This is a genomic window from Streptomyces sp. SM11, from assembly GCF_002910905.1.
Lineage (GTDB): Bacteria > Actinomycetota > Actinomycetes > Streptomycetales > Streptomycetaceae > Streptomyces.
Window position 1 is genome coordinate 1 of the sequence record NZ_NEUE01000288.1, and the last position, 26,613, is coordinate 26,613.

Genomic DNA, 26,613 nt, shown 5'->3' on the forward strand with positions numbered 1-26,613 from the left:
GCTGGGGCCGCTGTTCACGGACGAGGAGTTCGCGGACCTCTTCCCTGTCCGGGGCCGGCCTGCCTGGTCCCCGGCCGGGCTGGCGCTGGTATTGGTGCTCCAGTTCGTGGAGGGGCTGACCGACCGGCAGGCCGCATAGGCGGTGCGGGCCAGGATCGACTTCAAATACGCCCTCGGCCTTGCACTGGATGACCCGGGATTCGACTTCTCGGTGCTGTCGGAGTTCAGGGACCGGCTGGTGGAGGCGGATGCCGGGCGGCGGGTGCTGGACGGCATCTTGATCGCGGCCCGGGAGAAGGGCCTGCTCAAGACGGCGGGCCGGGCCCGCACCGACGCCACGCACGTGCTGTCGGCCGCCCGTGAGCTGTCCTGGCTGGAGATGGTCGCCGAAACCCTGCGCTCGGCGCTCAACGCGCTCGCCCAGGCCGCCCCGGGCTGGCTGTCGGACATCGCGGAGCCGGACTGGTTCAAGCACTACGCCACCCGCGCGGAGGACTCCCGGTTCCCCAAGGCCCGGACCAGACGCGACGAGGTGGGAGCGCGGATCGGCCGTGACGGGACGCGTCTGCTGGAAGCGGTCTTCGCAGCGGACGCACCGGCCGGTCTCGGTGTCCTGGCGGAGGTGGAGACCTTGCGGCAGATGTGGGTCCAGCACTTCCACCGGGTGGAGGGCGAGGTGAGGCGGCGGGACCCAAAAGACCGGACGCCGGGCGCGTTGCGCCTGGTCACCCTCTATGACACCGAAGCCCGTGGCAGCGTCAAGCGGGACACTCTATGGGACGGATACAAGGTCCACCTCACCGAGACCTGCGAGCCGCAGACGCCGAACCTGATCACGAACGTGGCCACCACCCTCGCCACCGTCCACGACAGCGTGACCATCCCCGAGATCCATGATGCGCTGGCCGGGCGGGACTGCCTGCCCGGTGAGCACTGGGTCGACGCCGGATACCCCACCGCCGGCCAGGTCGTCACCGCCCGCAGGGACCACGGCGTCGTCCTGCATGGTCCGATGGCTGCCAGCACCGACGCGTCGGCCGACGGGCCCTTCGGGCAGGACGCCTTCACCATCGACTGGGACCGCGAACAGGTGACCTGCCCGAACGGTGTCGTCAGTACGCAGTGGGCCGAGCGGCGTTCCCAGCAGAGCCTGCCCGTCATCCGGGTCCGCTTCAGCCCGGCCGACTGCCGCCCCTGCCCTCACCTGCGCGACTGCGTCAACTCACCCTCGCCGCGACGCCGCGAGCTCAACCTCCGGCAGGGCCGCGACGAACACGAAACCGTCCGCACGGCCCGAGCCGAGCAGCGAACCGAGGCTTGGAAGGAGCGGTACAAGATCCGTGCCGGTGTCGAGGGCACCATCTCCCAGGCCGTCGGACGCTGCGGTCTGCGCAGATCCCGCTACCGAGGCCTCGCGAAGACCAGCCTCCAGCACCAGCTCACCGGCGCAGCGATCAACCTCGCCCGCATCGACGCCCACCTCACCGGCCAACCACGAGCCCGCACCCGCACCAGCCACTTCGCAGCACTTCGCCCCGCCGACCAAACGATCGACGGGGCGAAGTAGGCAGGCCCCGGATTAGCCAACAGCGTCGGACATACCTGGCGGGGCTTCAGATTTGCGACTGCTACCCAACATGGTTTGCGTCGCCCCGGATGGCGAGGTTGCACCTCGCCCTCCAACCGACGCAGCACCCCGGCGGCAGTTGCCGCACCGCCAGTAGGCATCAAGGGGCAGTCCGGCGGAACCTCTCAGGGCAGACGCAACCGATCCACCTTCAGCACCAACTTCATCTGCTCTGCGAGAGCAAGGTTCGCAGCCCCAGCCCGACGCATAAACCGAGTCGCGGGAAACTCGTCAGCGGGAAACTCCCCAAGGAAATCCACATCGCCCTTGGTTTCGGCTAGGGATGCTTCCCCGGCCTCGCCACCCTTCAGGAAGTACTCCCCTTCGGCACTCTGATATTCCGCCAGGAATTCGGCGATCTCCGAGCGGATTTCGGCGATCGAGATCGCCGAGTTCACTGCGGACTCTGGATCTGTCTCAAGGAAGCTTGACATCGCGGACACCGATACGGAGATGGCATCCGCTGCGAAGCCGGCGGCTTCTCCGCCGACATCCTCAAGGCGAGTGATCCAGCACTCTGCCTCCTCTCGGACCCGCGTGAGATCCGACGCCGAGGCCTGCTGGATACCGCGCAGGTCCAGCCACACCGCATCCAGTCCGTTGTTGATCCGGTAAAAGGAGTCTCCCTCTCCTGAATCATGAAGGAACGCCATGGATATCGATCGCACCTTCGTCGCACACAGAGCCGTGACGGCCAGCCGTTTGCGTGGGGTCAGCCGTGCGCACTCCACACGGACGACTTCGACGTCTTCGAGAAATCCCATCTCAATTCACCTCACGGAGTCCAAATCGCCTGTGTATCGCTGACCAGGGTCGCACCCTTGCCCTGCAGGAAACCCCGACATGCTGGGCAGAACGGTCTATTCACTGCCAGGCCTGTCGGCGTTAGGTCAAGATGGACTGCTGTCTCCCAGAGCTTGACCTCTGCATGCGGGAAGTTACCTGATGCGTCCACGCCAGTGCGCGATATCCCGAGCTCGTGAGGGAGGAGCTGTGCACGTTGAATCTGAGAGATATTCTTCCGTGCTCCAACGGCCACAACGTCGAGAGATTCCGGTCCACCGCCTACCGCGTGCATGACTCCAGTGGTCGCCCTGTCGTTCGCCTTCCCCGCCGGGATGAGCGCGTGCAGGGTGTCTGCTCGGTCTTGCAGGTTGTCAAGATCGAGAGCGCCGCCGCCGCAATTGTGAACCAGGACCGGCGTAGCCCCCGCCAGCACATAGTACGTGTGGGTGTCGTTGATCGTGAGGTCGTGGGTGCGTTGGCGCTGGTCGAAGTGGCGGACGTGTTCGACCGTGGCGGTGGTGCCGACCGGGGTGTGGAGGGTCATGCCGGGCTTGAGGTCGCCGGCGTTGATCCACTTGTTCTCGGACTCCACCCAGAAGGGGTGGGTGGTGGTGGAGATCAGTGCGGAGGCGTCGGCGTTCTGTGTCTTGATGGTGAGGTCGACGAAGTGCTTGTCATCCTCGGTGACGATGGTGCCGACGACCTCGCGGGTGGTGGTTTTGCCGGTTTCAGGGTCGGTGACGGTGACCTTGTCGCCGAGCGCTACGTCCTCGATCGGCTTGGTCGTGCCGTCGTCCAGGAGGACTCTGGTGCCTGGTTGGAAGCTGTGGCACTCGCTCTTCTTGGCCTTGGCGACGGCTGCCTTGGTTTTCGCTCGTGCTTCGTCGAGCTTGTCTCTGGCCTTTCCGAGCGCCTTGGAGTTCTTGAACCAGCCCTTGATGCCGCCGATGAGGTCTCCGACCAGACCCGTGACGCGTTTGGCGAGATCGTAGCCCTTCTTCCACTTGAAGGGGTTCGCGTACTTGGCGAGGAATTTTCCGGCGAGGCCGCCGGCGAAGCTGCCTGCGACGTTGAGGAGGGTTTCGCCACAGGCTCCGATGTCGCCGCTGGAGAAGCAGTCGAGTGCCGCGTCGACGCCGATCTCACGCTTGATGATCTTGATAAGGGCCTTGACGGACCGCTTGACCTGCTGCTTTGACGTATTGAGGTTCGACTTGGCGGCCGCGACCTTCCCGTGGGCTTGCTCTTCCGCGTGTTTGGCCTGCTTCGCCTCGTGTTCGTTCTGTGCCTTCTTGCTGGAGATCGGGATGCCGCCCTGGCAGGCGATCAGGCCTTGCATGCATTCGGGGATGGCCAGGCCGCTGGGGTCGGACAGGGTGACGGGGCTGTTGTCGGCGTACCCGTAGCCGTTCATCTGCTGTGGGCTGGTGTAGTCGATGAGCGGGTCGAGGGAGAGGAACTTCCCCAGGCCCGGGTCGTATTGGCGGGCGCCGATGTGGGTGAGGCCGCTCTGCTTGTCGAGTGTTCCGCCGACGAAACCCTTCTCGCCGGGCCAGGTGCCGCTCGGCGTGCCGCGGGGGCCGCCGTAGGGGTCGAAGCGGCGCTGCGCGACGGCTCCGGTGACGGCGTTGATGGCGAGGCTGCTGGTGCCCTGGTGGTCGGAGGCCAGGAAGGCCATATCGCCGTTGTTCTGGCGGACGGCGATGGTCTCGCCGGCGAAGGAGTAGTAGCGGGTGGCCTTCACGGTGCTGGAGCCCTTGGCCAGGCTCAGTTCCATGCCGGGCAGGTAGACCGTGGTGGCGGTGGCGTCGCGGCGGATGACACGGTTGCCGCCGGCGTCGTAGACGTAGGTGGTCTCCTTGCCGTCCGCCTCGGTGGTCTTGGTGAGTTTGCCCTCGGCGTTCCAGTCCAGGGTCTGGGTGTCGCCGCTCAGGACCCGCTGGGTGGTGTTGCCGGTGGCGTCGTAGGCGTAGGTGGACTGACGGTCGCCGGTGGGGGTCCTCTCGGTGACCTTGGTGACCGCGTGCGGGCCGGCGTCGCCCTCGCCGTAGATGTAGGTGCGAGTGGTGTCCTTGGACGCGTCCAGGCCGGTGTCGTGAACGACTTCCTTGGTGCGGTTGCCGATCGCGTCGACCGTGTGCGAGGTCCAGTACGCGGCGGGTCCGCCCAGCGGGGCGCTGCCCGGAGCCGTGGAACATGCCTGGGGCTCGGAGCCGTTCAGTGTGCTGCCGACCGTGCCGGAGCCGGTGGCCTGAGCTTCGGTGGCCGCTGGGGTCCAGGCCTCGGTGAGGCGCTGGCGACCGTCGTAGTCGAAGCACTGCACATCCGGGGCGGCGCCCGCGGTGTCGGACAGGGACTGGATGTTCCCGGCCTGGTCGTAGGAGTAGTGGCTGCGCTTGACAGCCGCGCGCTGGCCCACTTCCCCCTCGACATCGGTGGTGGAGCGGGTCAGCCGGTCGGTGCCCTTCTCGTGGGAGAAGGTCTGCCAGGTCTTCCTGCCTGTTCCGGTGGACAGTTGCAGCTGCTTGAGCTGGCTCGTGGAGGAGTAGACGGCGCCGGTGACGTAGGAGGTCTTCCCGGTCATCGACGTAGGGCGCTGCAGTTCGTCGTAACCGAAGGCGATCGACTCGGAGGTCAGGCCCCCGGCCGCGGGCATACCGATGCCGTTGACGCTGCCGTCGGTGTTGTAGGTGGTGGTGAAGGTGTAGAGGCCTGCGAGTGCGCCCTCGGACTTGGGTACCGCGTACGCCGTCTTGAGCGGCTGGTAGAAGGCGTCCATGGACTGAACGACCGAGCCGAAGAACTCGGCGCCGTTGGTGTAGCGCAGCGACATGTACGCGTGGCCGAGCCAGCCGGCCTTGTCGTAGCGGGTCTCGGTGAGCTTGGTGCCGGTGTCCGGCTCGCCCTTCCAGGTGGTCAGCGGGCGGCTGAGCTTGTCGTAGACCGTGGAGGTCTTCTCACCGCGGGCGTCGGTCACGACCACCGGGCGGTCCAGGCCGTCGTAGGTGGTGGTTGTGGCGCCCGCATCCGGGTCGACGGTCTTCGTCCGGCGGCCGAGCTGGTCGTACTCGAAGCCCCAGGAGTTGCCCTTGCTGTCCGTGACGGCCTGCATCCGGCCGACGGCGTCGTAGGTGTACTTGGTGCTGTCGTAGCCCGTGGACGGGCCCGTGTCCGGGCCGTTGTAGTGGCGCAGCTCGGTGGTGTTGCCGTGGGCGTCAGTGAAAGCGGTGGTCGGTGTGCCGCCATCGGGCGGGTTCACATGGGTGCGCTCACCGTCGTACGTGGTCGTGGTGCGCCACTGCTCGACTCCCGCGACCTGGAAGATCGAGGCGGTGGGGCGTCCCAGGCCGTCGTACTCGGAGACGGTCTGGGCGCCGACTTCGCCGTTGGCGACCAGGAGGAGCTCGTTGGAGGGGGCTCCGGTCGCGTTGTAGGTGGCGTTGGTCTTCTTCGGTTTGCCGGTGCCGTCGTAGAAGACGTCGGCGACCATGCGGGTGCCGTCGGGGCCCTCGGTCTGCTTCTGGCGCGGGCGCAGCAGGGCGTCGTAGAGCTGGTACTCGGTGCCGTAGGTCGTGGCGCCGTTCTCGATCTTCTCGGTCTTGACGGCGACGGGCTTGTCGCGGCGGACGTCGTAGGTGTACTTGATGCTCGGGTTGGTGGTCTTGGCGCGGTCGGGCAGCCAGACCTTGGTCAGGCGGCCGAGCGGGTCGTGGGCGAAGTCGGTGCGCTTGCCGTTGGGGTCGCTCTGGCCCGATGACTGGCCCCAGGCGGGTGCGTAGTCGGTGGTGGTGACGTGGCCGAGCGCGTTGGTGCTCTTGGTCTGAGAGATCAGGCCGTTGTCGTCGGTGTAGGCGGTGGTGGTCTTCGCGCCGTCCGCGTCGGTCTGTGCGGTGGGGCGGGCGAACTTGTCGTAGGTGGTGGTGCCGGTGGTCTGGTAGGTGGCGTTGGTGCCGTCGTGCTTGGTCAGGCGCTCGGTTCTGGTCGCGTCGCCCTTGGTGGGCGCGGCGTCAAAGGCGCCGCCGTCGTAGGAGGTGCGTTCGTCCGCGATGACCTGGGTCTTGCGGTCGGGAGTCGCGCTGCAGCCGACCGCTACGGCTTCGCTGCGGGAGGGCAGTTCGTAGATGTTCTTGGACGGGTTGTCCGCGTACCACAGGCGGGTGCAGCTGTCGTCCTCGGCGGTGGCGACGTCGCCGAAGTCCTCGGTGCGTGCCAGCCGGACGTTGGGGCTGTCGGTGTCGTAGTGCGAGACGGAATTCGTCTCGCGCCAGGTGCCGTCGGAGAGAAGTTCGTAGCCGCGGGAGGTCTTCTCCTGGACGACGGTCGCCTTCGAGGTGGCCCAGGACTTGGTCTGGGTGGCCGTGTCGTGCTTCCACGGCTCGGAGATGGTCTTGGCGATGACCTTGCCGCCGGTGGGCTGGTCGTAGGTCTTGGACTCGATCTCGAAGCCGGTGTACTCCTTGTGTCCGGTGTAGGAGGTGCCGGTGGAGTCCTTGACGGTCTCGGTGCGGGTGCCGCCGCCGGGTAGCTTGTCGCCGTTGAGGCCCTGCAGATACGTGTAGTCGACCCGGGTCGCGGTCTCTTCGCCGTTGCCGCTGGTGACGGTGGTCCTGCCGTAGCCCTGCCACTGGCCCCAGGTCAGGTACTTGGCGTCGGTGATGCCGTCCGGCTCCGCGTGCCGCCAGCCGGCGTTGCCCTGGTGGTCGTAGCGGGTGACCAGGTCGTCGCCGCCGCCGGTGCGGTCGCTTTCCCGGATCTCCTGGACGACGTACTTGTGGAACCAGTCGGTCTTCGGCTCGATGCTGCCCGGCGGCGACCATACGACCGGGTAGCAGCGCTTGGTCGACTCACCCGGCTTGGGCAGCGCGGTGGCGGTGCACTCGGTGGGTGCGTAGGTGACATCGAGTTGGGCGCCGGTCTCGCTCAGGACGGTGACGAGGCGCAGCCGGTGGAAGGCGTCGATGTTGTCGTCGTCGCTGTCGACACGGTTGACGAGGTGCGCGCCCTGCAGTTCCAGGGAGGGCAGCTTGCTGCTGCCGCCCACCTTGCCCTCGTGGTCGATCTTGTTCAGCCACAGGGTCTTGGTGTCGTCGCCGTTGTCGGTGAACTGGTGGGTGAGGGTCCAGGCGTCGACGTCCGCGTAGGTGTCGGCACCGGTGCGCATCCGGGTGGTGATGCCGGTCAGCCGCTTGGTGGTCCAGAACGTCGCGGAGGACTGGCTCGCGTCGCACTTGGTGCCCGTCTTGCAGTGACGGTCCACCGGGGTGTCCGGCCAGTGCGCGGCGTTGGCCTTGGTCATCTTCGACGGGGCGCAGTCGAAGCCGGCGGTGGGCAGACAGCGCTCGGCGGTCCGGAAGATGACGCGGGCCGGGGCTTTGGCGTCGTACACCGCGCCGTCGCGCTGGCCGTAGTCGATGCGCTTGAGGTAGCCGCCACGGTGGTAGGCGGTGCCGTTGACGTCGGTCTTGCCGTTCAGGGCGTAGTGGTTGGTCTCCGCCCCGTAGTAGTACGACATGACATTGCCGTGGGTGTCCTTGACGTAGTCGAGGTTCCACCGCCAGGCCTGCTTGCAGTGCGCCGCGCTGAACGTGGAGTTGTAGCAGGGCTCACCGGCGTCGTCGCCGAAGACCGGGGTGGTCCAGGCGGAGCCGGTGGTCTCCTTGCCGGAGGTCCAGCCGGGCAGCCGGTTCAGGCCGAAGTAGTACTCGGTGCCCTCGGTGGTGGTGACCTTCCAGTGCTCTCCGTTGTTGTCGCCGTTGCTCGCCCCGGTGAGCTGCTCGACCCTGGCACCGGACTCGGAGGCGAAGTGCCACTTGCCGCTCTTGTCGTCCTTGATGAGCTGGGCGGCGCTGCCGTTCAGCATGATCGTGGCGTTGTCGAACGCCCAGCACTGCTCGGCGGAGGTCTTGTGCCCGTCCTCCGCGCACGACTTGTAGGACCGCTCGACATAGCCAGGCTCGTAGCCGAAGCCGTCACCCAGCCAGGAGCCCTGGTTGTTGGTGGCCGAGGTGCGGCCGTCCGCGGACTGCGAGGAGTAGCCCAGGCCGATCGACGGCGTCAGGCCGCCCGGTGTGGGCACCGTGCGCAGCGGATAGTCCCAGGAGAACCCACCGGAGGAGTTCGACACGTTCCAACTGGCCGACGGAGCCAGCGGGGTGGCCTTGTAGTCGCCCTTGTCCGAGGAGTCCCCGGCCTGCAGGGCCAGCACCGTGGAGCCCGCGGTACTGGCCTCCGACTGACGCGCGGCGGAGGCTGTCGCCTGCGTCTTGACCGGCTCGGCGGTGGCCGGGGCGGCGAGGGTGACATCGGCGGTCACGGTCTCGGCGTCGGTGTCGTTGACGGAGGCGAGAACCTTCGGCCTGCCGGAGCAGTTCTTGCTGCCCAGGTCGCGGATGGCCGCGCAGGCAGGCAGTTCCACCAGCCGCAGCCGTGCACCGTAGCTTCCGCCGTAGGCCTCCTCGAACGCCGAGTAGTCCACAGAGATACGGACCTTGCCGGCGCTCTTGGCCCCGTCGGCGGGCCGGACCCGCAGCAGCGCGCCAGCGCCCGCCTTGTCGGCGCGCTTCTGATCCAGCACCTCGACCCGGACCTTCTCCGGGGTGGCGGCCGAGCGCGCCTGAGGCTTGTCGTCCTTGGCTGCCTTCGCCGTGGTCGCCTTCGCCTCGGTCGCCTTCTCCGTGGCGGCCTTGGCCGGTTCGGTGACCGTGACAGGCAGCCCGCCGACCCTCACCGGCTTCGCGCCCTTCGCCGCGACCGCCATCTCGGCGACGCCGCGTTCGGGCAGCACAGCCGCATCCAGCTTCTTGACCGCGGCCTTCGCCGCCTCATCGACCGGTCTGGGTTCGGGCTTGGCGTTCTTTCCACGTGCCGGGTCCGGGCTGTCCTGCACCCCCGGTGGTTTAGCCGGCTCGGGCTTGGCGGGCAGCGCCTGGACAGTACCCGCGGACAGCGACAGCAGTACGCCGAGCACGGTGGCTCCCACCGCGTACCGGGGCATGCGAGAGGCGAGCAAACGGCCACGGAAGGGCATCAGAGACAGCTCCGTGAAGACAGAAGTTCGAATGAGCTCAGGTCAGGGGTAGAGCACCAGGGAGCGGGGCCGGGAGCGCCCCGTGCGGGGCGCTCCCGGTCACCCGGTGAGAAGTGGGGCTACAGGTCCGTGTCGCCGGTCAGTTGGTTCATCCGGCTGACCCCGGTCGGATCAACCACACCGGCGTAGACCCGGACCTCGTCCAGGGCCCCGGCGAAGTACTCGCTGCCACCGCCTTGTGCGGAGCGGCCGACCTGCAGGCCACCGCTGGAAGGCCAGGTGCTGTGGTCAGAGCCCACGGCCGTCGCGGTCAGCTGCCCGTCGACGTACAACCGCACCTCGTGGGTGAAGGAGTCGAACGCCACGGCCAGATGCTGTCCCGAGCCCTCATTGCTCGGCAGCAGCTGATCATTGGCGACCGTGGTCACCTCCGCCGTGGCGCTGTCGGCGGCGGTCACCGCCAACTCCCACTGGCCGGTGGCGGCCTGGTAGCGCACCGCCACCCGGTCCGCGTTCTGCCCCGGAAGCGACAGCACGGTCTGCGACTCGGTGGAATCCAGCGCGGTCAACTGCGCGCGCACGGCGACGGTGTAGCTGTCGGCCGCACTCACCGCCGGGTCCGTGGTCGCCGCCCAGTCACCCGCGCCGTCCAGGACCAGATGGCCGTCGCCCACCAGCGCCGCCTCATCGAAGAACGGGTCCTGAGGCTGGTAGACCGCCGCGCCGCCCTGAAGGGTCAGCGGCTGTCCACCCGACTGGACGTTCGCCGAGGCGCCGTCCGTCACCACATCCAGCGGCCAGTAGCCCTTGCGCTGCGGCTTGATGTCAAGGAGCCCGGCCACCTGCGCGGCGGGCAGCACCCGGTCGAAGGCGCGCACCTCCGCCAGGTCGCCCTCGAAGTGATCGCGGTAGCCGGACTTGGCCAGCACCTGGCCGATCTGGAAGCTGCGCAGCGACGACCACACCGTGTGGCGGGCCGCCTTGCCCGCCTGGTTGCCGTTGACGTAGATCCGCAGCTCAGGCCCGGAGGCCGCATGGGCGTCGAAGACCCCGGTCAGCTGCGTCCACTTGTCCTTGACCACCGGAACGCCCGAGGCCGTGGCCTGCCAGCGGACCATGGCGTCCACGTCCATGTCCGGGGCTGAGAACGCCCAGGCCCTCTCGGTGGCGTCATAGCCCAGGACGAAGCCCGGCTCGCCCGTGCTGTCCTGGCTCACCACCGCCATGTCCCGGTCCAGCGCCGTGGGCCGCACCCACGCGCTGACCGTGAAGCTCTCACCGGTGTCCATCACCGTGCCCCACGCGTCCAGATACGCATTCGCACTGCCGTCGAAGCGGGCCGCGCTGTCCGCCGCACCACCGGGCCCCGGAACCCCGAAGAGCACCCCGGTACCGGGCCTTCCCGGATGCCGTCCGGTCTCGTCGTGCGCCAGCTCACTGCCGACCTCATCGGCCAGATTCCACTGGCCCGCGGCCTGCTTGCCGTCCGTCACCAGGAACTCGTACTGCGCCGGAACACTGGCGTTGTTCGCGTTGTCATACGCCTCGACCGTGACCCAGTGGCGCCCCGCCGCCTGCGGCGTCCACGTCACGGTTGCCGATCCTCCGCTGCCTGCTGGAAGGGTCTTCAGCGGCTGGCCGTCGAAGGCGTACCGGAACTCCTGCACATCCTTGTCGGACGCGGTGAAGGTGAAGTCACCGGCCGTGCCAACCCCGTGATGCCAGGCCTCGTCGGCGGGGTATTGCGTGGAGCCGACCGCCGGCGCCTTCGGGCGTGTGCTGTCCCACATGAACTCGCACCGCTGTGGGCTGCCGTCGTAGCTCCACGGTCCCCAGGCGTCACCGTCGTACGCCCTGGAGGACCAGTAGATCACCGTGCTCTGCGGAATCTGCGGCTCTCCCGCGGGGCGCTGCTTCACCGCATGAACGAACGACGTGCCCGGATTCGGAGACTTGTAGCCCGTATCGGCGGTGTACGACCGCGCTACACCGTTCTTGTCTGTCCAATCCACCTTGAACTGCATCTTCACCCGGTCCGTGCCCGAGGAATTGTGATCCGGATCGCGCGCCTCGGCCCGCAGCTGCGGCAGCACATCGGTGTAGGGCCGCCCACTGCCCCACGTGCACTTGCCGCCCGGGTTGGAGGACATGAGCCGGTAGTCGACCTGCTTGGGCGGAGAGTTGTAGGTGATCTTCAGGTAGGAATTACCGCAGATGCGTTTCCAACCCGCGTACGTGCTCTCGTTCTTGGCCTTCAGGCCGAGCGACATGCTCGACCAGTTCCCGGATGCCGCCGCCTTCGCCTCGTCCAGCAACTCGCCGTTGCTGAAGTGCAGATTCGCCTGGCTGGAACAGGACGTGGGTGAGATCTTCCTATCCACCGTCGCCAGGTAGTCCGACCAGTCGTCCTTGGTGTTCGACCAGTTGCTGGACGACGTGACCTTGTAGTTCTTGCCACCGATCCGGTACAGGTCAATGGGCTCGGCACTCGCGTCCGCCCAGTACACACTGCCCACCCTCGCGGAGAACTGCGTGCCCAGGATCTGCTTTCCCTGGTAGAACGCCATCGGGAAGGTGAACAGCAGCCGTCGTACGCCGATGTTCGCGCACTGCGTGGGGTTGTAGTTCGACGGGCACTTGCCCACCCCTGCGTGACCCGAGTACTTCCACTCCTTGTGCGTCGGCATACCCGACATCACCGAGGACCACGCCGTACGTGACGTCGTCTTCGGTGTCGGGTCGATCACCACCGGATACGCCGCGTCGTCGGCCCGCAGCAGCTCCATGTCCGGTCTCAAGGTGATCTTTTCGTTGGTCACGGACAACCCCACCGGCGTTACCCGGCCACCGTCCGAGGCGTCCAGCGGAACCTCTCCGGCCGCTGAAACCGCCTGCGGTCCTGGTGCCGATGCCCCCGTCCGAGACCCGGTCGCCGGCTCCGCTCCGTCCGTTCCGGAGGAATCCCACATCGCCGGCTGCGACGACTCGAACACCGTGCCGCCCGCCGCCGTGTCCGCAGCCCGCAGTACCCCTTGCGCGGTTCGCTCGACCACCAGTCCCTTGGTCGACAGACCGAACTCGATCTCCTGCAGCTCCGCGCCGGCCGCGCCCTCGGCGCTCTTGACGATCAGATAGTGACTGAAGCCCTCGACCTCGGCGCGCACGGCGAGATCCACATCCGGCAGGACCTCCGCATAGCGCGCGGTGTTCCCCTCGACCTGTGGCTTCGGCAGCTTGCCCGCCGGCCAGGTCAGCGCGTACTCGCGGCCGGCCTTGCGCATGCGTGCGAACGGGCCGTCCCCGCCGCCGGAGAACTCCAGCTCCACCACCGCAGCCCTGGGCGACAAGCCGCCGCCCTCACGCGGGGCGAGCGTGTCATCGACCGCGACCCACCTATCACCACGCCGCGTCCGCACCGGCTGCGTGTACTCCTGCGCGGTGAACGAACCGTCCGGGTTGGCGAACACCTCCCGGCGCTCCTCCCGCAACCTGGTGACCTCGACCGGCTGGTCGGCCTTGGCTGCAGCTGCGCGGGCCAGAGCCTCCGTCGGCGCTTCGCCGCTCTCCTGGGCCTTCGCCACCGCCGCGTCAAACCCCGCAGCAGCGGCATTCTCAGCCGTCCCCGGCAGTGCGGCCGTGCTGGTCGCCAGCAACGCCGTCAACGCACTGACCACCACGGCGGGACGCCATACCCGTCCGACCACGCCTGCCGCTGTCATCCCCACTCCTGGTCTCCACCTCGTACGCAGTCGCTGGCTCACCGGACTTCAGCCCCGAACGCCTTGCCGCCCGCCGGAAGACCACCCTCGCCAGGCCTATGAGTCAGCGATGGCGCACCGCCGCTCTCCACCGTCCACTCGTAGCCATGGACCGCACCTGGCACCTCACCGGGCCCGTACGCCACTCCCACCAGAAGCGTGTCCGGCGTCGCCGCGAGGCTGGTTCCCACGAACATCTGCTGCTGAGGCATGCCCGGAATCCCCCAGCCGGGGTCCAGCCACGCGTCCGTGAGGGTTCCGTCAGCGGCGATCTCGAAGATCTGCACCCCGCCCTTGTCCAGGTGCTCGTCCGACGACTCCTCACCCGGCACACCCACGGCCACCTTCAGCGTGCCGCCCTGCACCGTGGCAGCCAGCTCCTGGCCGAAGAAATCGCCCGGCTGGGCGTCTTCCTGGGTGCCCGGCGCGCTCTGGTTCAGACCGGCGACCAGCACCGCCACAGTTCCCGACGCGGTGACCCGGTAGACCGAGGCACTGCCCGCGTCCGCCGCCGTGCCCAGGTCTTCCCCAGGAGCGCCGATCACCAGATACGAGCCGTCCTTGTAAGTTCCCGACGTGTCCGGAATGGGGGCCATCGCCAGTGACGTGCCGAACCGGTCGCCCGACTCCGCCGCACCCACCTTCGGGGCCGCCTGGTCCAGGCCTGTCAACGGCGTCGGTCTGCCCGAGGTGTCCGTGGTGTGGCTGAAGACCGCAGCGCCTCCCGCGAAGGTGTTCGCACCGATGGCCTCGCCCGGGGAACCCACGGCAAGGTGGACCGGTGTCGCGGCGAGCGACGCGCCATAGCGGTCGTCCTGCTCAGCCACCCCGGGCACACCGGGCGAGGCCTGATCGACCCAGGCGACCGAGCTGCCCCGAACGTAGAAGAACCCTCCGGCGTCACGTACGGTGCCGAGGTCCTCGCCCGGCACCCCCATGGCGAAATACGGCGTACCGGAACTCGTACGGCCTGCGGCCACGGCGTACCCGAAGAGATCGCCCGCCTCCGCCGAGCCCGCGACGCGACTCTGACCCTGGTTGTAGTTAGTCGGAGCAGCGCCTCCTCCAAGCCCCTCAGGCGAGCCGTGGACGACATACACCGCCCCCGCGTCCCGCACCTCGCCCACGGCCTCGTACGGCGCTCCTACGATCAAGTCACTGCAACCGTCACCATTGAGGTCTGCCTGAGCCAGCGCGTGGCCGAACCGGTCGCCCGCCTCCGCCGTACCCGACACCCAGGCACGGTCCTGGTGCACCTGAACCGTGCCCGCGCCACCGCCGTACACCACGGTTACGCTTCCCGCGTCCGCCCTACCGCCCACGGTCGCTTCCGGATCTGCAATCGCCGTATCCCGCACGCCATCGCCGTTGTAATCAGACTCCGCGCCCGAGCAACCGGCCGCGGCCGAAGCGACACCGGCCCAGGGCAGTAGTCCCGCCATCAGCACGGCACTCAACGCCAAAGCACAAGCTCCCCCGACGCCACGCATACGCATACGCATACGCGTCCCCATCCGTCACACCCCACCCACAGCATGAATACCTGTCAAAGAAACGAACGCTCGACTCAAACACGAGGGGAACCCACGGTCCAGACCCGCGAAACGGACATTCTGGTACCAGTTCCCACCTCGGTCTATGACTATCAGCACGTTTAGGCAGACCGCACTCAACGAATGATCATGAACGGGGCGCCAAACGGCGACTGGGTGACTCTTGGCCAACCTCCCCAAACAGCGCATGCATCACATCGGGACAGAGATGCCTCACACTCGCCACAAAGGCCTCGGACGGCACGCGGGAACCACCGAGTCGGCCCGCGTCAACTCGGCCATGGTCTTCGTCGTCGACGAGGCCGACGCCCTCGTTCAGTCCCGCGAAGCCCAACAGATGCACCATGAAGACCGCGTCGGCGCAGCCTCCCCTGAGAGCGGCCAGCGGCAGCCCCGCGCGCCTAGCGGAGTTGGGCCGTGTCCACGGCTGACCGAGGTGCTGGAGGGCCAGTTGCCGCAGTGCGGGCCGTTAACCTGTCGGCATGTCAGAGCGTGTCATGCCCGGTCGCGCGGACGGCCTGATCACCCTGGGTACCGCGGACGCCCTGTGGGTTGATCTGACGGCCGACAGCGCTGTGCCGACGGCTCCTGATGCATTCACCCGCCCCCCTGCCCACGCCCGGGCGGGCTACGTCCTGCTCGGCGGCTATCTGGCGACGACGGTGCAGCCAAGCGGCGGTCAGTGGAGTGTTCCGGAGACTGCGGTGCGCCAGGCAGCCGCGGAACTGAACACGGTTGAGATGGACCGCCACGACCTGATCCGCATCGGCCCGTTCCGTACGGCACCGAGGCAGGAGCCCAACGAGGAAACGCCGCTGCGCTGGCGCCAGCGCATCACGGAGGAACTGCTGCAGGAACCGGACGGCCCCAAGCGGGCAGCACGACATGACGTCGGCCGGCCCCACCATCTGGCGGGCATCGACTGGCGACAGACACTCGTGGAGCAGACCCGCGACGGGACGCGGCGAACGTGGTGGCTGCCGCGCGCTGTGGTCAAACTGCTGGATGCGGCCGAGCACGCCGAAACGCAGTGGGTGCGCGCCGCGCGAAGGCGCCAGGGCGGCGCGGCCGCCCCCGAGCCGCCCTCCCACCCCCGGCGGCCCCGAGATGCCGAAACCCGAGAGGCGACAAGCCCCCAAGGTCGCCCCGCCTCACCGCGCCCGTACAACAATGAACTGGAAGGCCAGCTGTACTCGGTACTCAGCAAGAAGCCCGGCACATCCCGCAAGGTGACCGGGTGGGCGTGCGCCGTCTGCCGCACCACGCCCGCCACCGTGCTCGATCACTGCCACGAACACGGCTACGTCCGCGCCCCCGTCTGCCAGTCCTGCAACACACAAGAACGCCCCGACCACCTGTACAGCAACGACATCCGCGTGGCGAACCGCTACACACGCCTCTTCCACACCGACACCGACGACTGGCTCCGTCACTGGCACCGCTGCCCCGGCTGCCGCGCACGCACCACCCTGCCCCTGCCACACCTCGCCGCATGGACCGCCCACACAGCCTGCCGATCACTGCGCCCGACCCACCAAGTCCCCCGCGGACGCAAGCCCTGCGGCGTCCTGCGCGTGTCCTGGACGGGCAGCCAGCAGGCGCCCCGCTCCTGCCTGCTCACCGTCACCGTCGACTTCTGCCCCTCCGGCGAGCACCGCATCCTGGCGCAAGTCTCCTACCGCGAAGCCGCCGAGCGGTTCGGCACCTGGCTGGCCGGGACCGCCCCCGACGTGGCCGCCGCGGCCGGTCCGGATTGCTTGGACGGCCTCCCCGCCCAACCCCGGTCCGTCATCACGGACACCAGCGGCGAGGGCCTGGCACTGTTCTGAGCAGGCACCGGGAGACCTGACACCCCAACCTCACCTCCCAGCTGCCGACTGTCCGCCTTCGGAATCCACAGGTCGCACCGGGCCAGCTCACCCGGCCGATACGTCGTGCGCGAGAATCGGATCGACCGGGACATAGGCCGACCGCAGGGGTCCCATACGTCTGATATGTGCCGTAGAGCTCGCGCTGTCAGCAACGGCGGTTAGTGCGCAGACCCAGTCCGTCAGAGGTGCTTGCCGCAGACGTCGTCCTCGCTAACCAGAGCCGACAGCCCGCTCCGGCCTCCCAACTGGCCGACTCACCGCGACAGTGCAGGCACAACCTCTACATTGAACTCCGCCGACGTCGACCCCACGCCACCAGCGAAGTAGAACCGCTTCTCACCTGGGAGAACGCCCTCTGCTGCGCTTCGGAATGGGCTGACACTTCGGGCAGAAGTAGGAGGAGCGGTTCATGAACGGGGCTCTTCTGATCCTCGTTCCACACCGGTTACATGCCTGGTCAGAGCGCCCATACACGTTCAGTTCTCTGCTGAAGTAACCGGACTCCCCGTTCACGTTGACGTACAGGCTGTCGAAGCTGGTGCCGCCCTGGGCGAGCGCCGCGTTCATGACGTCGCGGGCGTGGCCGAGCAGCTCGGCGGACCTGGGGCGGGTCAGGGTCGCGGTCGGCCGGTCGTAGTGCAGCCTGGCGCGCCAGAGCGCCTCGTCCGCGTAGATGTTGCCGACGCCGCTGATCAGCGACTGGTCGAGCAGGGCGCGCTTGACCGTCGTACGGCGCAGGCGCAACGCGGAGTGGAACGCGGCGTCGTCGAAGAGCGGGTCGAGGGGGTCCCGGGCGATGTGCGCGATGGTGTCCGGCAGGCCGTCGGGGGTGTTGTCGTGCAGCGAGAGCCCGCCGAAGGTGCGCTGGTCGACGAAGCGCAGCTCGGTGCCGAGCGCGTCGTCGAACCGCATCCGGACCCGCAGGTGCTTCTCGTCGGGCGCGTCCGCGGGCTGCACCAGCAGCTGTCCGCTCATGCCGAGGTGGCCCAGCAGCGAGGCGGCGGCCTCGTCGATCGGCACCCAGAGGTACTTGCCGCGGCGCATCGCCGTACCGAAGCGGACTCCGCGCAGCCGGGCGGCGAAGTCGGCGCCACCCGCGAGGTGCCGCCGGACCGAGCGCGGGTGCAGGACCTCGACCTCGGTGACGGTGCGGCCGCTGACCCAGCGTTCGAGGCCCCGGCGTACGACTTCGACCTCGGGCAGCTCAGGCACGTTGCACTACTCCAGACACGACGACGGTGGTACGGGAGCGGGTCCTTCCGGAAACCGCTCCCCGGGGACAGGGAAAACCCCCCGGTGCGCATGGCACCGAGGGGTTCCCGTTTCGCTTCAGGCCGGAGCGGCGTCCGTGTTCGGCGACGGAACGGCAGGGGTGTCGGCGGCCCCTCCGTCGGCCGCGGACTTCTCCGCGGCCTGCCGTGCCTCTGCGGCGGCGCTGATCTCACGCCAGGCGGACTCGGCCGCCTGCTGCTCCGCTTCCTTCTTGCTACGGCCGGTGCCGGTGCCGTACGAGACACCACCGACGCGAGCGGCAGCAGTGAAGGTCTTCTCGTGATCCGGGCCGGTCTCCGTGACGAGGTACTCGGGGACCCCGAGGCTCTCGCTCGCGGTGAGCTCCTGGAGGCTGGTCTTCCAGTCCAGGCCGGCACCGAGGTTCGAGGACCTGTCGATCAGCGGGTCGAAGAGCCGGTGGACCAGCTCCGAGGCCGCGCTGAGGCCCTGGTCGAGATAGACCGCGCCGATCACTGCTTCCAGTGTGTCGGCGAGGATGGAAGCCTTGTCCCGGCCACCCGTGCCCTCTTCACCGCGGCCGAGCCGGATGAAGGAGCCGAGTTCGAGGCCGCGGCCCACTTCCGCAAGTGCACGTGAGTTGACCACCGCGGCCCGCAACTTGGCCAGCTGGCCTTCGGGCAGGTCGGGGTGGGTGCGGTACAGCGTATCCGTGACCACCAGGCCGAGCACCGAATCCCCGAGGAATTCGAGCCGCTCGTTGGTGGGCAGACCGCCGTTCTCGTATGCGTACGAACGGTGGGTCAGCGCACGCACCAGAAGGGCGGACTCGAGGTGATACCCGAGCCGCCCTTCCAGAAGCGTGTGGGACGAGGCTGTGTTGACGTTGTCTGCCTGCTTCTTGGCGCTGGACAACTCAGACATCGGGCCTCTCACCAGCCGCTCAGACCTCGAGGACCTGGCGCTTGTTGTAGGTGCCGCAGCTCGGGCACGCAATGTGCTGGAGCTTGGGCTCCTGGCAACGCTCGCACGAAACCAGGGTGGGGACCGCAGCCTTCCACTGCGACCGGCGGTGGCGCGTGTTGCTGCGCGACATCTTCCGCTTCGGAACAGCCACGGCTACTTCTCCTGCTTCTCGTCGACGCCCGGTTCGGCGCCGCCCATGTTGTCCTTCTCGCCGTCCTGAACGGTATCGGCGAGTCCTTGCAGTGCCGCCCAACGAATGTCGAGGGCATCGTGGTGGTGGTCCGGATTCTCGTCCAGCCTGATTCCGCATTCGGAACACAGACCGGCGCAGGTCTCCTTGCACACCGGCTGCATGGGCAGTGCGAGCACTACCGCGTCACGCAGCATTGACTCGAGGTCGAACAAGCCGTCCTCAAGGAAGAACCTGTCCTCGTCGTCCTCGGCGTCGTCGGCCGGTTCCGCAGCACTGCTGCGGCCCCGGTCATCGGCGTCAGGGTACGAGAACATTTCCTGGAAGTCCGCGTCGACCTCAACGGTCAGCGGCTCCAGACACCTTACGCACTCCCCCTCGGCGGTTGCACGGGCGGTGCCTGTGACAAGCACCCCTTCCATGACCGATTCGAGGCGGAGGTCCAGCTCCACGGGTGCGCCTTCCGGCACGCCGATGACGCCGTCGATGCCCAGGATCGGTGAACCGGGTGCGTCCACCGAGCGGGTCAGCCGCTTCAGGGCACCGGGACGCCGACCCAGCTCGTGCGTATCGAACACGAGAGGGTTTCGGTGGTCGAGGTGGCCGTTCAGGGCTTTTCCTGCTTTCGAATCATGGATGTCGTACTGCCGAAGGAGGGCCGTCTGCGGTCCGCGGACGAAACGGGCAGCCGAGATCGCGGACCTATGTGCGACCGAGGATTCAGGATACTGGACGGACCGCCCAGCACCCAATCGGGGCGGCCCGTCCCGGGGTCAGCGGCCCTGTTCGTACCGGCGCAGCTGCTCCAGGTCGATCATGCCGGTGTCGAAGAGGCTGGTCTCGTCCAGCGCGCCGCCGCCCTGCTGGTCGGGCGCCTGAGCCTGCTGCCAGCCGTAGTCCGGCTGGGTCTCCGGCTGGGTCTCCGGCTGGGACGGGTACCCGTTCGGGTCGTAGTTGCCCTGCTGCTGGTACGCCGCGTACGGGTCGGACTGCTGCTGGTAGCCGTACGCGTCCTGGACGCCCTGCTGGAGCGGCTGCTCCTGGTAGCCGTACGTCGCCTGCGCGTAGCTCGGCTCGGCCTGCGGCTGGGCCGGGTACTGGGACTGCTGGGGCGCCTGCTGCGGTTCCGGGGCGAGCTCCGCGAGGCCGGCCAGGTAGTCGGCGTCACTGGTGTGCCCCTGGCCGCCCGCGGCGTCCTGGGCGGCCATGTGCGCGCCGAGGTCGTCGCTGGCAACCCGGCCGTGCAGCTTCTGCCGGCCCCGGCCGACCGCCTCCAGGGTCCCCGCGAGAACGGCCTCGAAGGCGCCGAACTTGGCGTCGACATAGGCGTCGGCCCGCTGCCGCAGGGCCTCCGGGTCGGCGCTGCGCTCGGGGGCCTCGGCGAATTCGGGGTCCTGATAGCCCTGCTCGTCCAGGCCCTGGCCGCGGCCGAGGAGCTTCTCGCGGCCCCGGTCCACGGAGCCGATGGTCTTGGTGAGGACGACCTCGAAGTTCGCGAGCTTGCTGTCGACGTAGTCGTCGGCCTCGGCCCGGACCTCCTCGGCCTCGCGGCGGGCCTCGGACAGGATCCGGTCGGCCTCGCTCTGCGACCGCCGGGCGATCTCCGTCTCGGAGATCAGCGAGCCGCGCTGGGCGTGGGCGGACTCGATGATCCGCTCGGCCTCCTGCCGGGCCTGCTCGGCGAGCTGCTCATGGCCGCCGATCAGCTCCTGGGCCTGGGCGAGCGAGCCGGGCAGGGCCTGGCGCACCTCTTCGAGCATGGCGAGCAGCTCGGCGCGGTTGACCACGCACGAGGCCGACATGGGCATGGATCGGGCGCTCCCGACCGCTTCGACGATCTCGTCGAGCTTCTTCTGCACGTCCACCGTGTGCTCGCCACTCTCTGCTGCTCTGTTGGAGACGGACGGGACGACTGTAAGGCCAGTCGGCCGCCGCTCGACACCTGGTGACGGCCCGTCAGCGCCTCAGCGTTGACCGAGGCGCTCCACGAGTACCGCGTGGACGGTCGGCGGCAGCAGGTGGGAGACGTCGCCGCCCCAGGTCGCCACCTCCTTGACCAGCGAGGACGACAGGAAGCTGTACGTCGGGTTGGTCGGCACGAAGAGCGTCTCGACACCCGAGAGGCCGTTGTTCATCTGGGCCATCTGCAGCTCGTAGTCGAAGTCGCTGACGGCCCGCAGGCCCTTCACGATCGCCGGGATCTCCCGCTGCTTGCAGAAGTCGACCAGCAGTCCGTGGAAGGACTCCACCTCGACGTTGCCGAAGTCGGCGGTGACCTCGCGGATCAGCTCGATCCGCTCGTCCACGGTGAACAGCCCCTTCTTGGACTGGTTGATCATCACCGCCACGTGCACCACGTCGTACAGCTTCGAGGCTCGGCCAATGATGTCGAGATGTCCGTTGGTGATGGGGTCGAACGACCCCGGACAGACGGCGCGGCGCACTGTGATTCCCTCGCTCTCCGGTCCGGTCATCGTGCGTCTTCGCACGTAGCGGCGGCGCGACCGTACCAAAGCGTTCCCTCGCCGTAGCGACGGGCCCGCAGTGGCTCGAATCCGGCGGGCCAGCCGAATTCTCCGCCCCGGGTGCTGCGTTCCACCGTGACGAGCGCATCGGCCGAGAGCCACCCCTGAGCACGGAGTGTGAGCAGGATCTCGCGAAGATCGTCGTCGGTGACCGCGTACGGCGGGTCCAGGAAGACGATGTCGTACGGATCCGAGGGCGCCGGTCCTGTCACGATCTGCTCGGCTTTGCCGGTTCGGACTTCGGCGCCGGGGAGGCCGAGGGTGCGGACGTTGTCGCGGACGGTGCGGACCGCCTTCGGGTCGGCCTCGACGAGCAGGGCGTGGACCGCGCCGCGGGAGAGCGCTTCGAGGCCGACTGCGCCGGATCCGGCGTACAGATCGGCGACCCTGGTCCCTTCCAGAGTGCCGAGCAGCGCTTCCCAGGTGGAGAAGAGGCCCTCACGCGCACGGTCGGAGGTGGGGCGGGTGCCGGTGCCGGGCGGGACGGCCAGGCGGCGTCCGCCGGCCGAGCCGGCGATCACGCGGGTCATGGGTGTGGGGTCCTCGGGGTCGTGGACGTACGGCGCACGGGGCCGTCGGCGGTCGGTACGCGCGCTGTGCGCGTGCCGTGCGTCCACGATATGGCGTGCGGCCGGCGGACACCCCCTGGACGCCTCTGCGCTCTCACCCCTTGTCGAGATACTCCTCCCGGTCCTTGTCCAGGAGTGCGGCCAGCACCGTGCGCAGCTCGGGCAGGTGCTCCAGCTCCGGGTCGGCGGAGACGACCGCGACGGCCTCCTCGCGGGCGGCGACGATCACTTCCTCGTCGTCGATGACGGTGAGCATCCGCAGCGAGGAGCGCACCCCGGACTGGGCCTGGCCGAGCACATCGCCCTCGCGGCGCTGATCGAGGTCGATGCGGGAGAGCTCGAAGCCGTCGAGGGTGGCGGCGACGGCGGAGAGCCGGGCGCGGGCGGGGCTCGCCTCGTGGGCCTCGCTGACCAGCAGGCAGAGCCCGGGGGCGGAGCCACGGCCGACGCGGCCGCGCAGCTGGTGGAGCTGGGAGACGCCGAAGCGGTCGGCGTCCATGATCACCATGGCGGTGGCGTTGGGGACGTTGACCCCGACCTCGATGACGGTGGTGGCGACCAGGACGTCCACGTCCCCGGCGGCGAACCGGCGCATGACGTCGTCCTTCTCGTCGGGGTGCATCCGCCCGTGCAGCACCTCGACGCTCGTTCCGGCCAGCGCGCCCTCGCGCAGCTCGTCGGCGATCTCCAGGACGGCCAGCGGCGGACGCTTGTCCCCGTCCTCCTCGGACGCCGCTTTCCCGGCCTTCCCCTTCTTCGTGCCTTTCCCCTCCGTCTCCTCCGCGTCGTCGCCGATGCGGGGGCAGACCACGTACGCCTGGTGGCCGCTTTCCACTTCCTCGCGGACGCGCTCCCAGGCGCGGGCGAGGAAGTGCGGTTTGTCCTTGGCGGGGACGACATGGCTGGCGATCGGGGAGCGGCCGGCCGGGAGCTGGTCCAGGACGGAGGTCTCCAGGTCGCCGAAGACCGTCATCGCGACCGTACGGGGGATGGGGGTGGCGGTCATGACGAGGAGGTGGGGCGGTTGCCTGCCCTTCGAGCGCAGCGCGTCGCGCTGTTCCACGCCGAAGCGGTGCTGCTCGTCCACGACGACCAGGCCCAGGTCGTGGAACCGCACCTTGTCCTCGATGAGGGCGTGGGTGCCGATGACGATGCCTGCCTCGCCGGCGACCAGGTCGAGCAGGGCCTGGCGGCGGGCCGCCACCCCCATGGAGCCGGTGAGCAGGACGACCTTGGTGCCCCGGTCCGAACCCCCGAGCATGCCGCCCTCGGCCAGCTCGCCCATCATCTCGGTGATGGAACGGTGGTGCTGCTGGGCGAGAACCTCGGTGGGGGCGAGCATCGCGGCCTGGCCGCCCGCGTCGACCACGGTGAGCATGGCGCGCAGCGCCACCATTGTCTTGCCCGACCCGACCTCTCCCTGGAGGAGGCGGTGCATGGGGTGCTCGGTGGCCAGGTCGTCGAAGATCTCCCTGCTGACCTTCTCCTGGCCCTCGGTGAGGGTGAAGGGCAGTTTGGCGTCGAAGGCGTCCAGCAGGCCGTCCGCGACGGGGCGACGGGCGACGGCGGGGAGCTGGGCGTCGGCGTACCGGCGACGGGCCAGGGCGACCTGGAGGACGAACGCCTCGTCCCACTTGAGCCGGGCCCTGGCGTCCTCGACGTCCGCCTTCGTCTGCGGGCGGTGCACCTTCAGCAGGGCCTCGGGCAGCGGGGTGAAGCCCCGGCCCTCGCGCAGGGAGGCGGGCAGCGGGTCGACGCCGTCCCGCGCGCTGGGCAGGACGGCGTCGACGGCCTTGGCGATCCGCCAGGAGTCGAGCTGCTTGCAGGCGGGGTAGATCGGCAGCAGCCGTCCGGCGAAGGCGTCCACGGCCTCGGTGGCCTCGTCGGCGTCGGAGGCGTCGAGCAGTTGGTACGTGGGGTGGGCCAGCTGCATCTTGCGGTTGAAGACGGAGACCTTGCCCGCGAACATCGCCTGGCGGCCCGGGAGCAGCTCCTTGTGCGGTTTGTGGACGCCGTGGCCGAAGAAGACGAGCTGGAGGCGGCCTCGGCCGTCGGTCAGGGTGACCTCAAGGCGCTTGCCCCGGCCGTTGTTGAACATCAGGATCCGGGCATCGGCGACCTGGGCGACGACCGTGACGTGCTCGTCCAGCGGGAGGTCGGCCAGCGCGGTCAGCTTGCCGCGCTCCTCGTACCGCCGCGGGTAGTGATGCAGCAGATCACCGACCGTGTGCAGGTCGAGGTGTTCGGCCATCACCTTCGCGGTGGCTCCGCCGAGCAGCTTCTTGAGAGGTTCATCGAACGAGGACACGCGATCCATTGCACACCACGACACTGACAGCTGTCCGCCGGGCGCGGCCGCGACGCGGTTACTCGACGCCGATCAGCAGGGGTGCACGCTGGTGCCCGCCCCGGTAGACCACGGTGTCCACGGCGAGGTGCCCCTCGCGCACGTGCGCCTCCAGCTCGTCGGCCAGCGAGTCGGGGACGTCCTCGCCGAGGACGAGGGTGACCAGTTCGCCGCCGGCGGCCAGCATCCGGTCGAGCACGGTGCGCGCGGTGGCCGGGACGTCGGCGCCGATCACGGCCACATCGCCGTCGATCAGGCCGAGGATGTCCCCGGCCTGGCAGATCCCGGCCATGGTCCAGGACTGGCGTTCCGCGACGGCCAGTTCGGCGTAGCGGGTGGCGCCGGCGGCGGCGGTCATGGCGACCACGTCCTCGTCGAAGCCCCGGTCGGGCTCGTGGACGGCGAGGGCCGCGATGCCCTGGACGGCGGCCCGGGTGGGGACGAGGGCGACCCGGACCCCCTCGGTCCTGGCCTGTTCGGCGGCGGCGGCCGCGGTGTGGCGCAGGGCGGCGTCGTTGGGCAGCAGCACCACCTCGCGGGCGTGGGCGCGGCGGATGGCGTCGACCAGTTCGCCGCTGGCGGGCGGTTCGCCGGGGCGGGCGATCACGGTGGTGGCGCCGGCCTCGGTGCAGAGCCCGGCCAGTCCGTCGCCGGGGACCACGACGACGACGGCGCGCTGGGCGGGTTCGGCCTGGACGCGGCGGTCGTGGCCGCTCTCGGTGGCGAAGTGGGTGATCCGGATCCGGTACGGCCGCCCGGCCTCGACGCCCGCCTCCACGGCGGCCCCGGCGTCGTCGACGTGCACGTGGACGTGCCAGAGCCCGTCGCCGCCGACCACGACCAGGGAGTCGCCGAGGGCGTCGAGCCGGGTGCGCAGCCGGGCCACCTGCTCGTCGCGGGCCTCCAGGAGGTAGATCACCTCGAACGAGGGCCCGGCGCCGCCGTCCTCGGGGCAGTCGAGCGGGCCCTGGGCGGCGGGCCCGCCGCCCACCGGAACACCTCCCACGTCGACGCCGCCCGCCGGGAAGCCTCCCTCCGGACCGCCCTCGACCGGCGTGCCGCCCACCGGCGGTCCCACCACCGATCCGCCGTCCACGGGCGCGGGCGCCTTTCCGGGGCCGGTGCGGGGACCCCGTACCGGAGCCTGCCCGGTCACGGTCTCCACCAGCGCGCCCAGGACCGCCACCAGTCCCCGGCCCCCGGCGTCGACCACGCCCGCCCGGCCGAGGACGGCGAGCTGCTCCGGGGTACTGGCGAGGGCCGCGAGGGCCCCCTCGTACGCGGCGTTCACGACGGCCCGCAGATCGGGGTCCTCCCCCCGGGCGGCCTCGGCGGCCTCGGCGGCGACGGTGAGCACGGTGCCCTCGACGGGGTGGGCGACGGCCTGCCGGGCGGCGTCGGCGGCGCTCGTGAGGGCGAGGCGCAGATGGGCCGCGTCGCCGCCGTCGGCGAGTACCCCGGCCATGCCGCGCAGCAGCTGGGCCAGGATCGTGCCGGAGTTGCCGCGGGCGCCGATCAGGGCGCCGTGCGCCATGGCGCGTACGGCGTCGGCGGTGGCGGGCGCGGTGGCGGCGGTCTCGTGCGCGGCGAACACCGCCTCGACGGCCGCCGCGGCGGACTCGACGGTCAGGTAGAGGTTGGTGCCGGTGTCCCCGTCGGCGATGGGGTAGACGTTGATCGCGTCGATCTCCGCGCGCTCCCGGCCCAGCGCCTCCAGGGCCAGTGAGCACCACGTGCGCACCGCGACGGCGTCCAGATCGTCGGGGAGCTGCGGCACCGATGGTCCTCCTCGATCGGCCGTGGCAACGGGCTGCACCGCAGGGTACGGCCTCCCCCACGATAGGGAGTGGATCAGCGAGCGGCGTCATGGGGCTTCGATTGCAAGGCGGAGGAGGGAAGCGACGCGGAGCGTCGTTGACCGACGACAACGCCGCAAGTGGAGTCCCAGGGCGTCGGGAGCCCGCTCCCTGTCGCGGGGGAGGCCGTTGGCCCGGTTGCCGGGGTCCCGGCCCGGACAGGGGGCGGGAGGGCGGGCGGCCAACCCGTGGTAGTTTCGTATCTCCGAAGCAGGCGTTGTATGCTGCTCCGGTTGCCCGATGAGAGTCGGGCCCATTCCTCCGGTACCGCCACTTCAGTCAAATGAATCCGGCGCGCCGGAATTCAC

At 69.2% G+C, this 26,613-nt stretch carries 14 protein-coding genes and 1 pseudogene; 2 read left to right on the forward strand and 13 right to left on the reverse strand.

Features of this window, described 5'->3' with window-relative positions; genetic code table 11:
• Window positions 1–1,567: pseudogene (locus tag B9S58_RS31545) on the forward strand (IS1182 family transposase); the annotation flags it as partial.
• A gap of 185 nt (window positions 1,568–1,752) precedes the next feature.
• On the opposite strand, the gene B9S58_RS31550 reads toward B9S58_RS31545, so the two are convergent.
• From B9S58_RS31550 to B9S58_RS31565, 4 genes are all read right to left on the reverse strand, one after another.
• The gene (locus B9S58_RS31550; RefSeq protein WP_146063592.1) at window positions 1,753–2,391 is read right to left on the reverse strand and encodes a hypothetical protein; all 639 of its coding nucleotides are present in this window, start codon (window positions 2,389–2,391) and stop codon (window positions 1,753–1,755) included.
• An 11-nt stretch (window positions 2,392–2,402) separates the two neighbouring features.
• Window positions 2,403–9,422: a polymorphic toxin-type HINT domain-containing protein gene (locus tag B9S58_RS40080; RefSeq protein WP_308457939.1), complete on the reverse strand. Its 7,020-nt coding sequence runs from the start codon at window positions 9,420–9,422 to the stop codon at window positions 2,403–2,405.
• Between the two features lie 137 nt (window positions 9,423–9,559).
• The gene (locus B9S58_RS31560) at window positions 9,560–13,159 is read right to left on the reverse strand and encodes a LamG domain-containing protein (RefSeq protein WP_103535343.1); all 3,600 of its coding nucleotides are present in this window, start codon (window positions 13,157–13,159) and stop codon (window positions 9,560–9,562) included.
• 38 nt (window positions 13,160–13,197) lie between these two features.
• Window positions 13,198–14,646, reverse strand: coding sequence for a VCBS repeat-containing protein (locus tag B9S58_RS31565; protein WP_258045160.1), 1,449 nt, complete (start codon window positions 14,644–14,646; stop codon window positions 13,198–13,200).
• Between the two features lie 587 nt (window positions 14,647–15,233).
• On the opposite strand from B9S58_RS31565, the gene B9S58_RS31570 reads away from it, so the two are divergent.
• Window positions 15,234–16,580 carry an endonuclease domain-containing protein gene (locus B9S58_RS31570; RefSeq protein WP_103535344.1) on the forward strand — a complete coding sequence of 449 codons (1,347 nt, stop codon included), beginning with the start codon at window positions 15,234–15,236 and terminating at the stop codon, window positions 16,578–16,580.
• 378 nt (window positions 16,581–16,958) lie between these two features.
• On the opposite strand, the gene mutM is transcribed toward B9S58_RS31570, so the two are convergent.
• The 9 genes from mutM to B9S58_RS31615 form a co-directional block, all read right to left on the reverse strand.
• Window positions 16,959–17,834: a bifunctional DNA-formamidopyrimidine glycosylase/DNA-(apurinic or apyrimidinic site) lyase gene (gene mutM, locus B9S58_RS31575; RefSeq protein ID WP_103535345.1), complete on the reverse strand. Its 876-nt coding sequence runs from the start codon at window positions 17,832–17,834 to the stop codon at window positions 16,959–16,961.
• Window positions 17,835–17,951: 117 nt separating this feature from the next.
• Entirely contained in the window at window positions 17,952–18,776 is an 825-nt protein-coding gene (gene rnc, locus B9S58_RS31580; RefSeq protein ID WP_103535346.1) for a ribonuclease III, read from the reverse strand.
• 19 nt (window positions 18,777–18,795) lie between these two features.
• Window positions 18,796–18,969 (reverse strand): 50S ribosomal protein L32, encoded by a 174-nt coding sequence (gene rpmF, locus B9S58_RS31585; protein ID WP_003965982.1) that lies wholly within the window; start codon window positions 18,967–18,969, stop codon window positions 18,796–18,798.
• A 2-nt stretch (window positions 18,970–18,971) separates the two neighbouring features.
• Window positions 18,972–19,586, reverse strand: a complete 615-nt coding sequence (locus B9S58_RS31590; protein ID WP_103535347.1) for a DUF177 domain-containing protein — start codon at window positions 19,584–19,586, stop codon at window positions 18,972–18,974.
• Window positions 19,587–19,781: 195 nt separating this feature from the next.
• Window positions 19,782–20,873 carry a cell division initiation protein gene (locus tag B9S58_RS31595; RefSeq protein ID WP_103535348.1) on the reverse strand — a complete coding sequence of 364 codons (1,092 nt, stop codon included), beginning with the start codon at window positions 20,871–20,873 and terminating at the stop codon, window positions 19,782–19,784.
• Between the two features lie 99 nt (window positions 20,874–20,972).
• Window positions 20,973–21,452: a pantetheine-phosphate adenylyltransferase gene (gene coaD, locus B9S58_RS31600; protein ID WP_181009526.1), complete on the reverse strand. Its 480-nt coding sequence runs from the start codon at window positions 21,450–21,452 to the stop codon at window positions 20,973–20,975.
• A gap of 26 nt (window positions 21,453–21,478) precedes the next feature.
• Window positions 21,479–22,063, reverse strand: a complete 585-nt coding sequence (gene rsmD / locus B9S58_RS31605; RefSeq protein WP_103535350.1) for a 16S rRNA (guanine(966)-N(2))-methyltransferase RsmD — start codon at window positions 22,061–22,063, stop codon at window positions 21,479–21,481.
• A gap of 133 nt (window positions 22,064–22,196) precedes the next feature.
• Window positions 22,197–24,419 (reverse strand): ATP-dependent DNA helicase RecG, encoded by a 2,223-nt coding sequence (gene recG / locus B9S58_RS31610; protein ID WP_181009525.1) that lies wholly within the window; start codon window positions 24,417–24,419, stop codon window positions 22,197–22,199.
• A 49-nt stretch (window positions 24,420–24,468) separates the two neighbouring features.
• Window positions 24,469–26,226 carry a DAK2 domain-containing protein gene (locus B9S58_RS31615; protein WP_103535352.1) on the reverse strand — a complete coding sequence of 586 codons (1,758 nt, stop codon included), beginning with the start codon at window positions 26,224–26,226 and terminating at the stop codon, window positions 24,469–24,471.
• Window positions 26,227–26,613 lie beyond the last annotated feature (387 nt).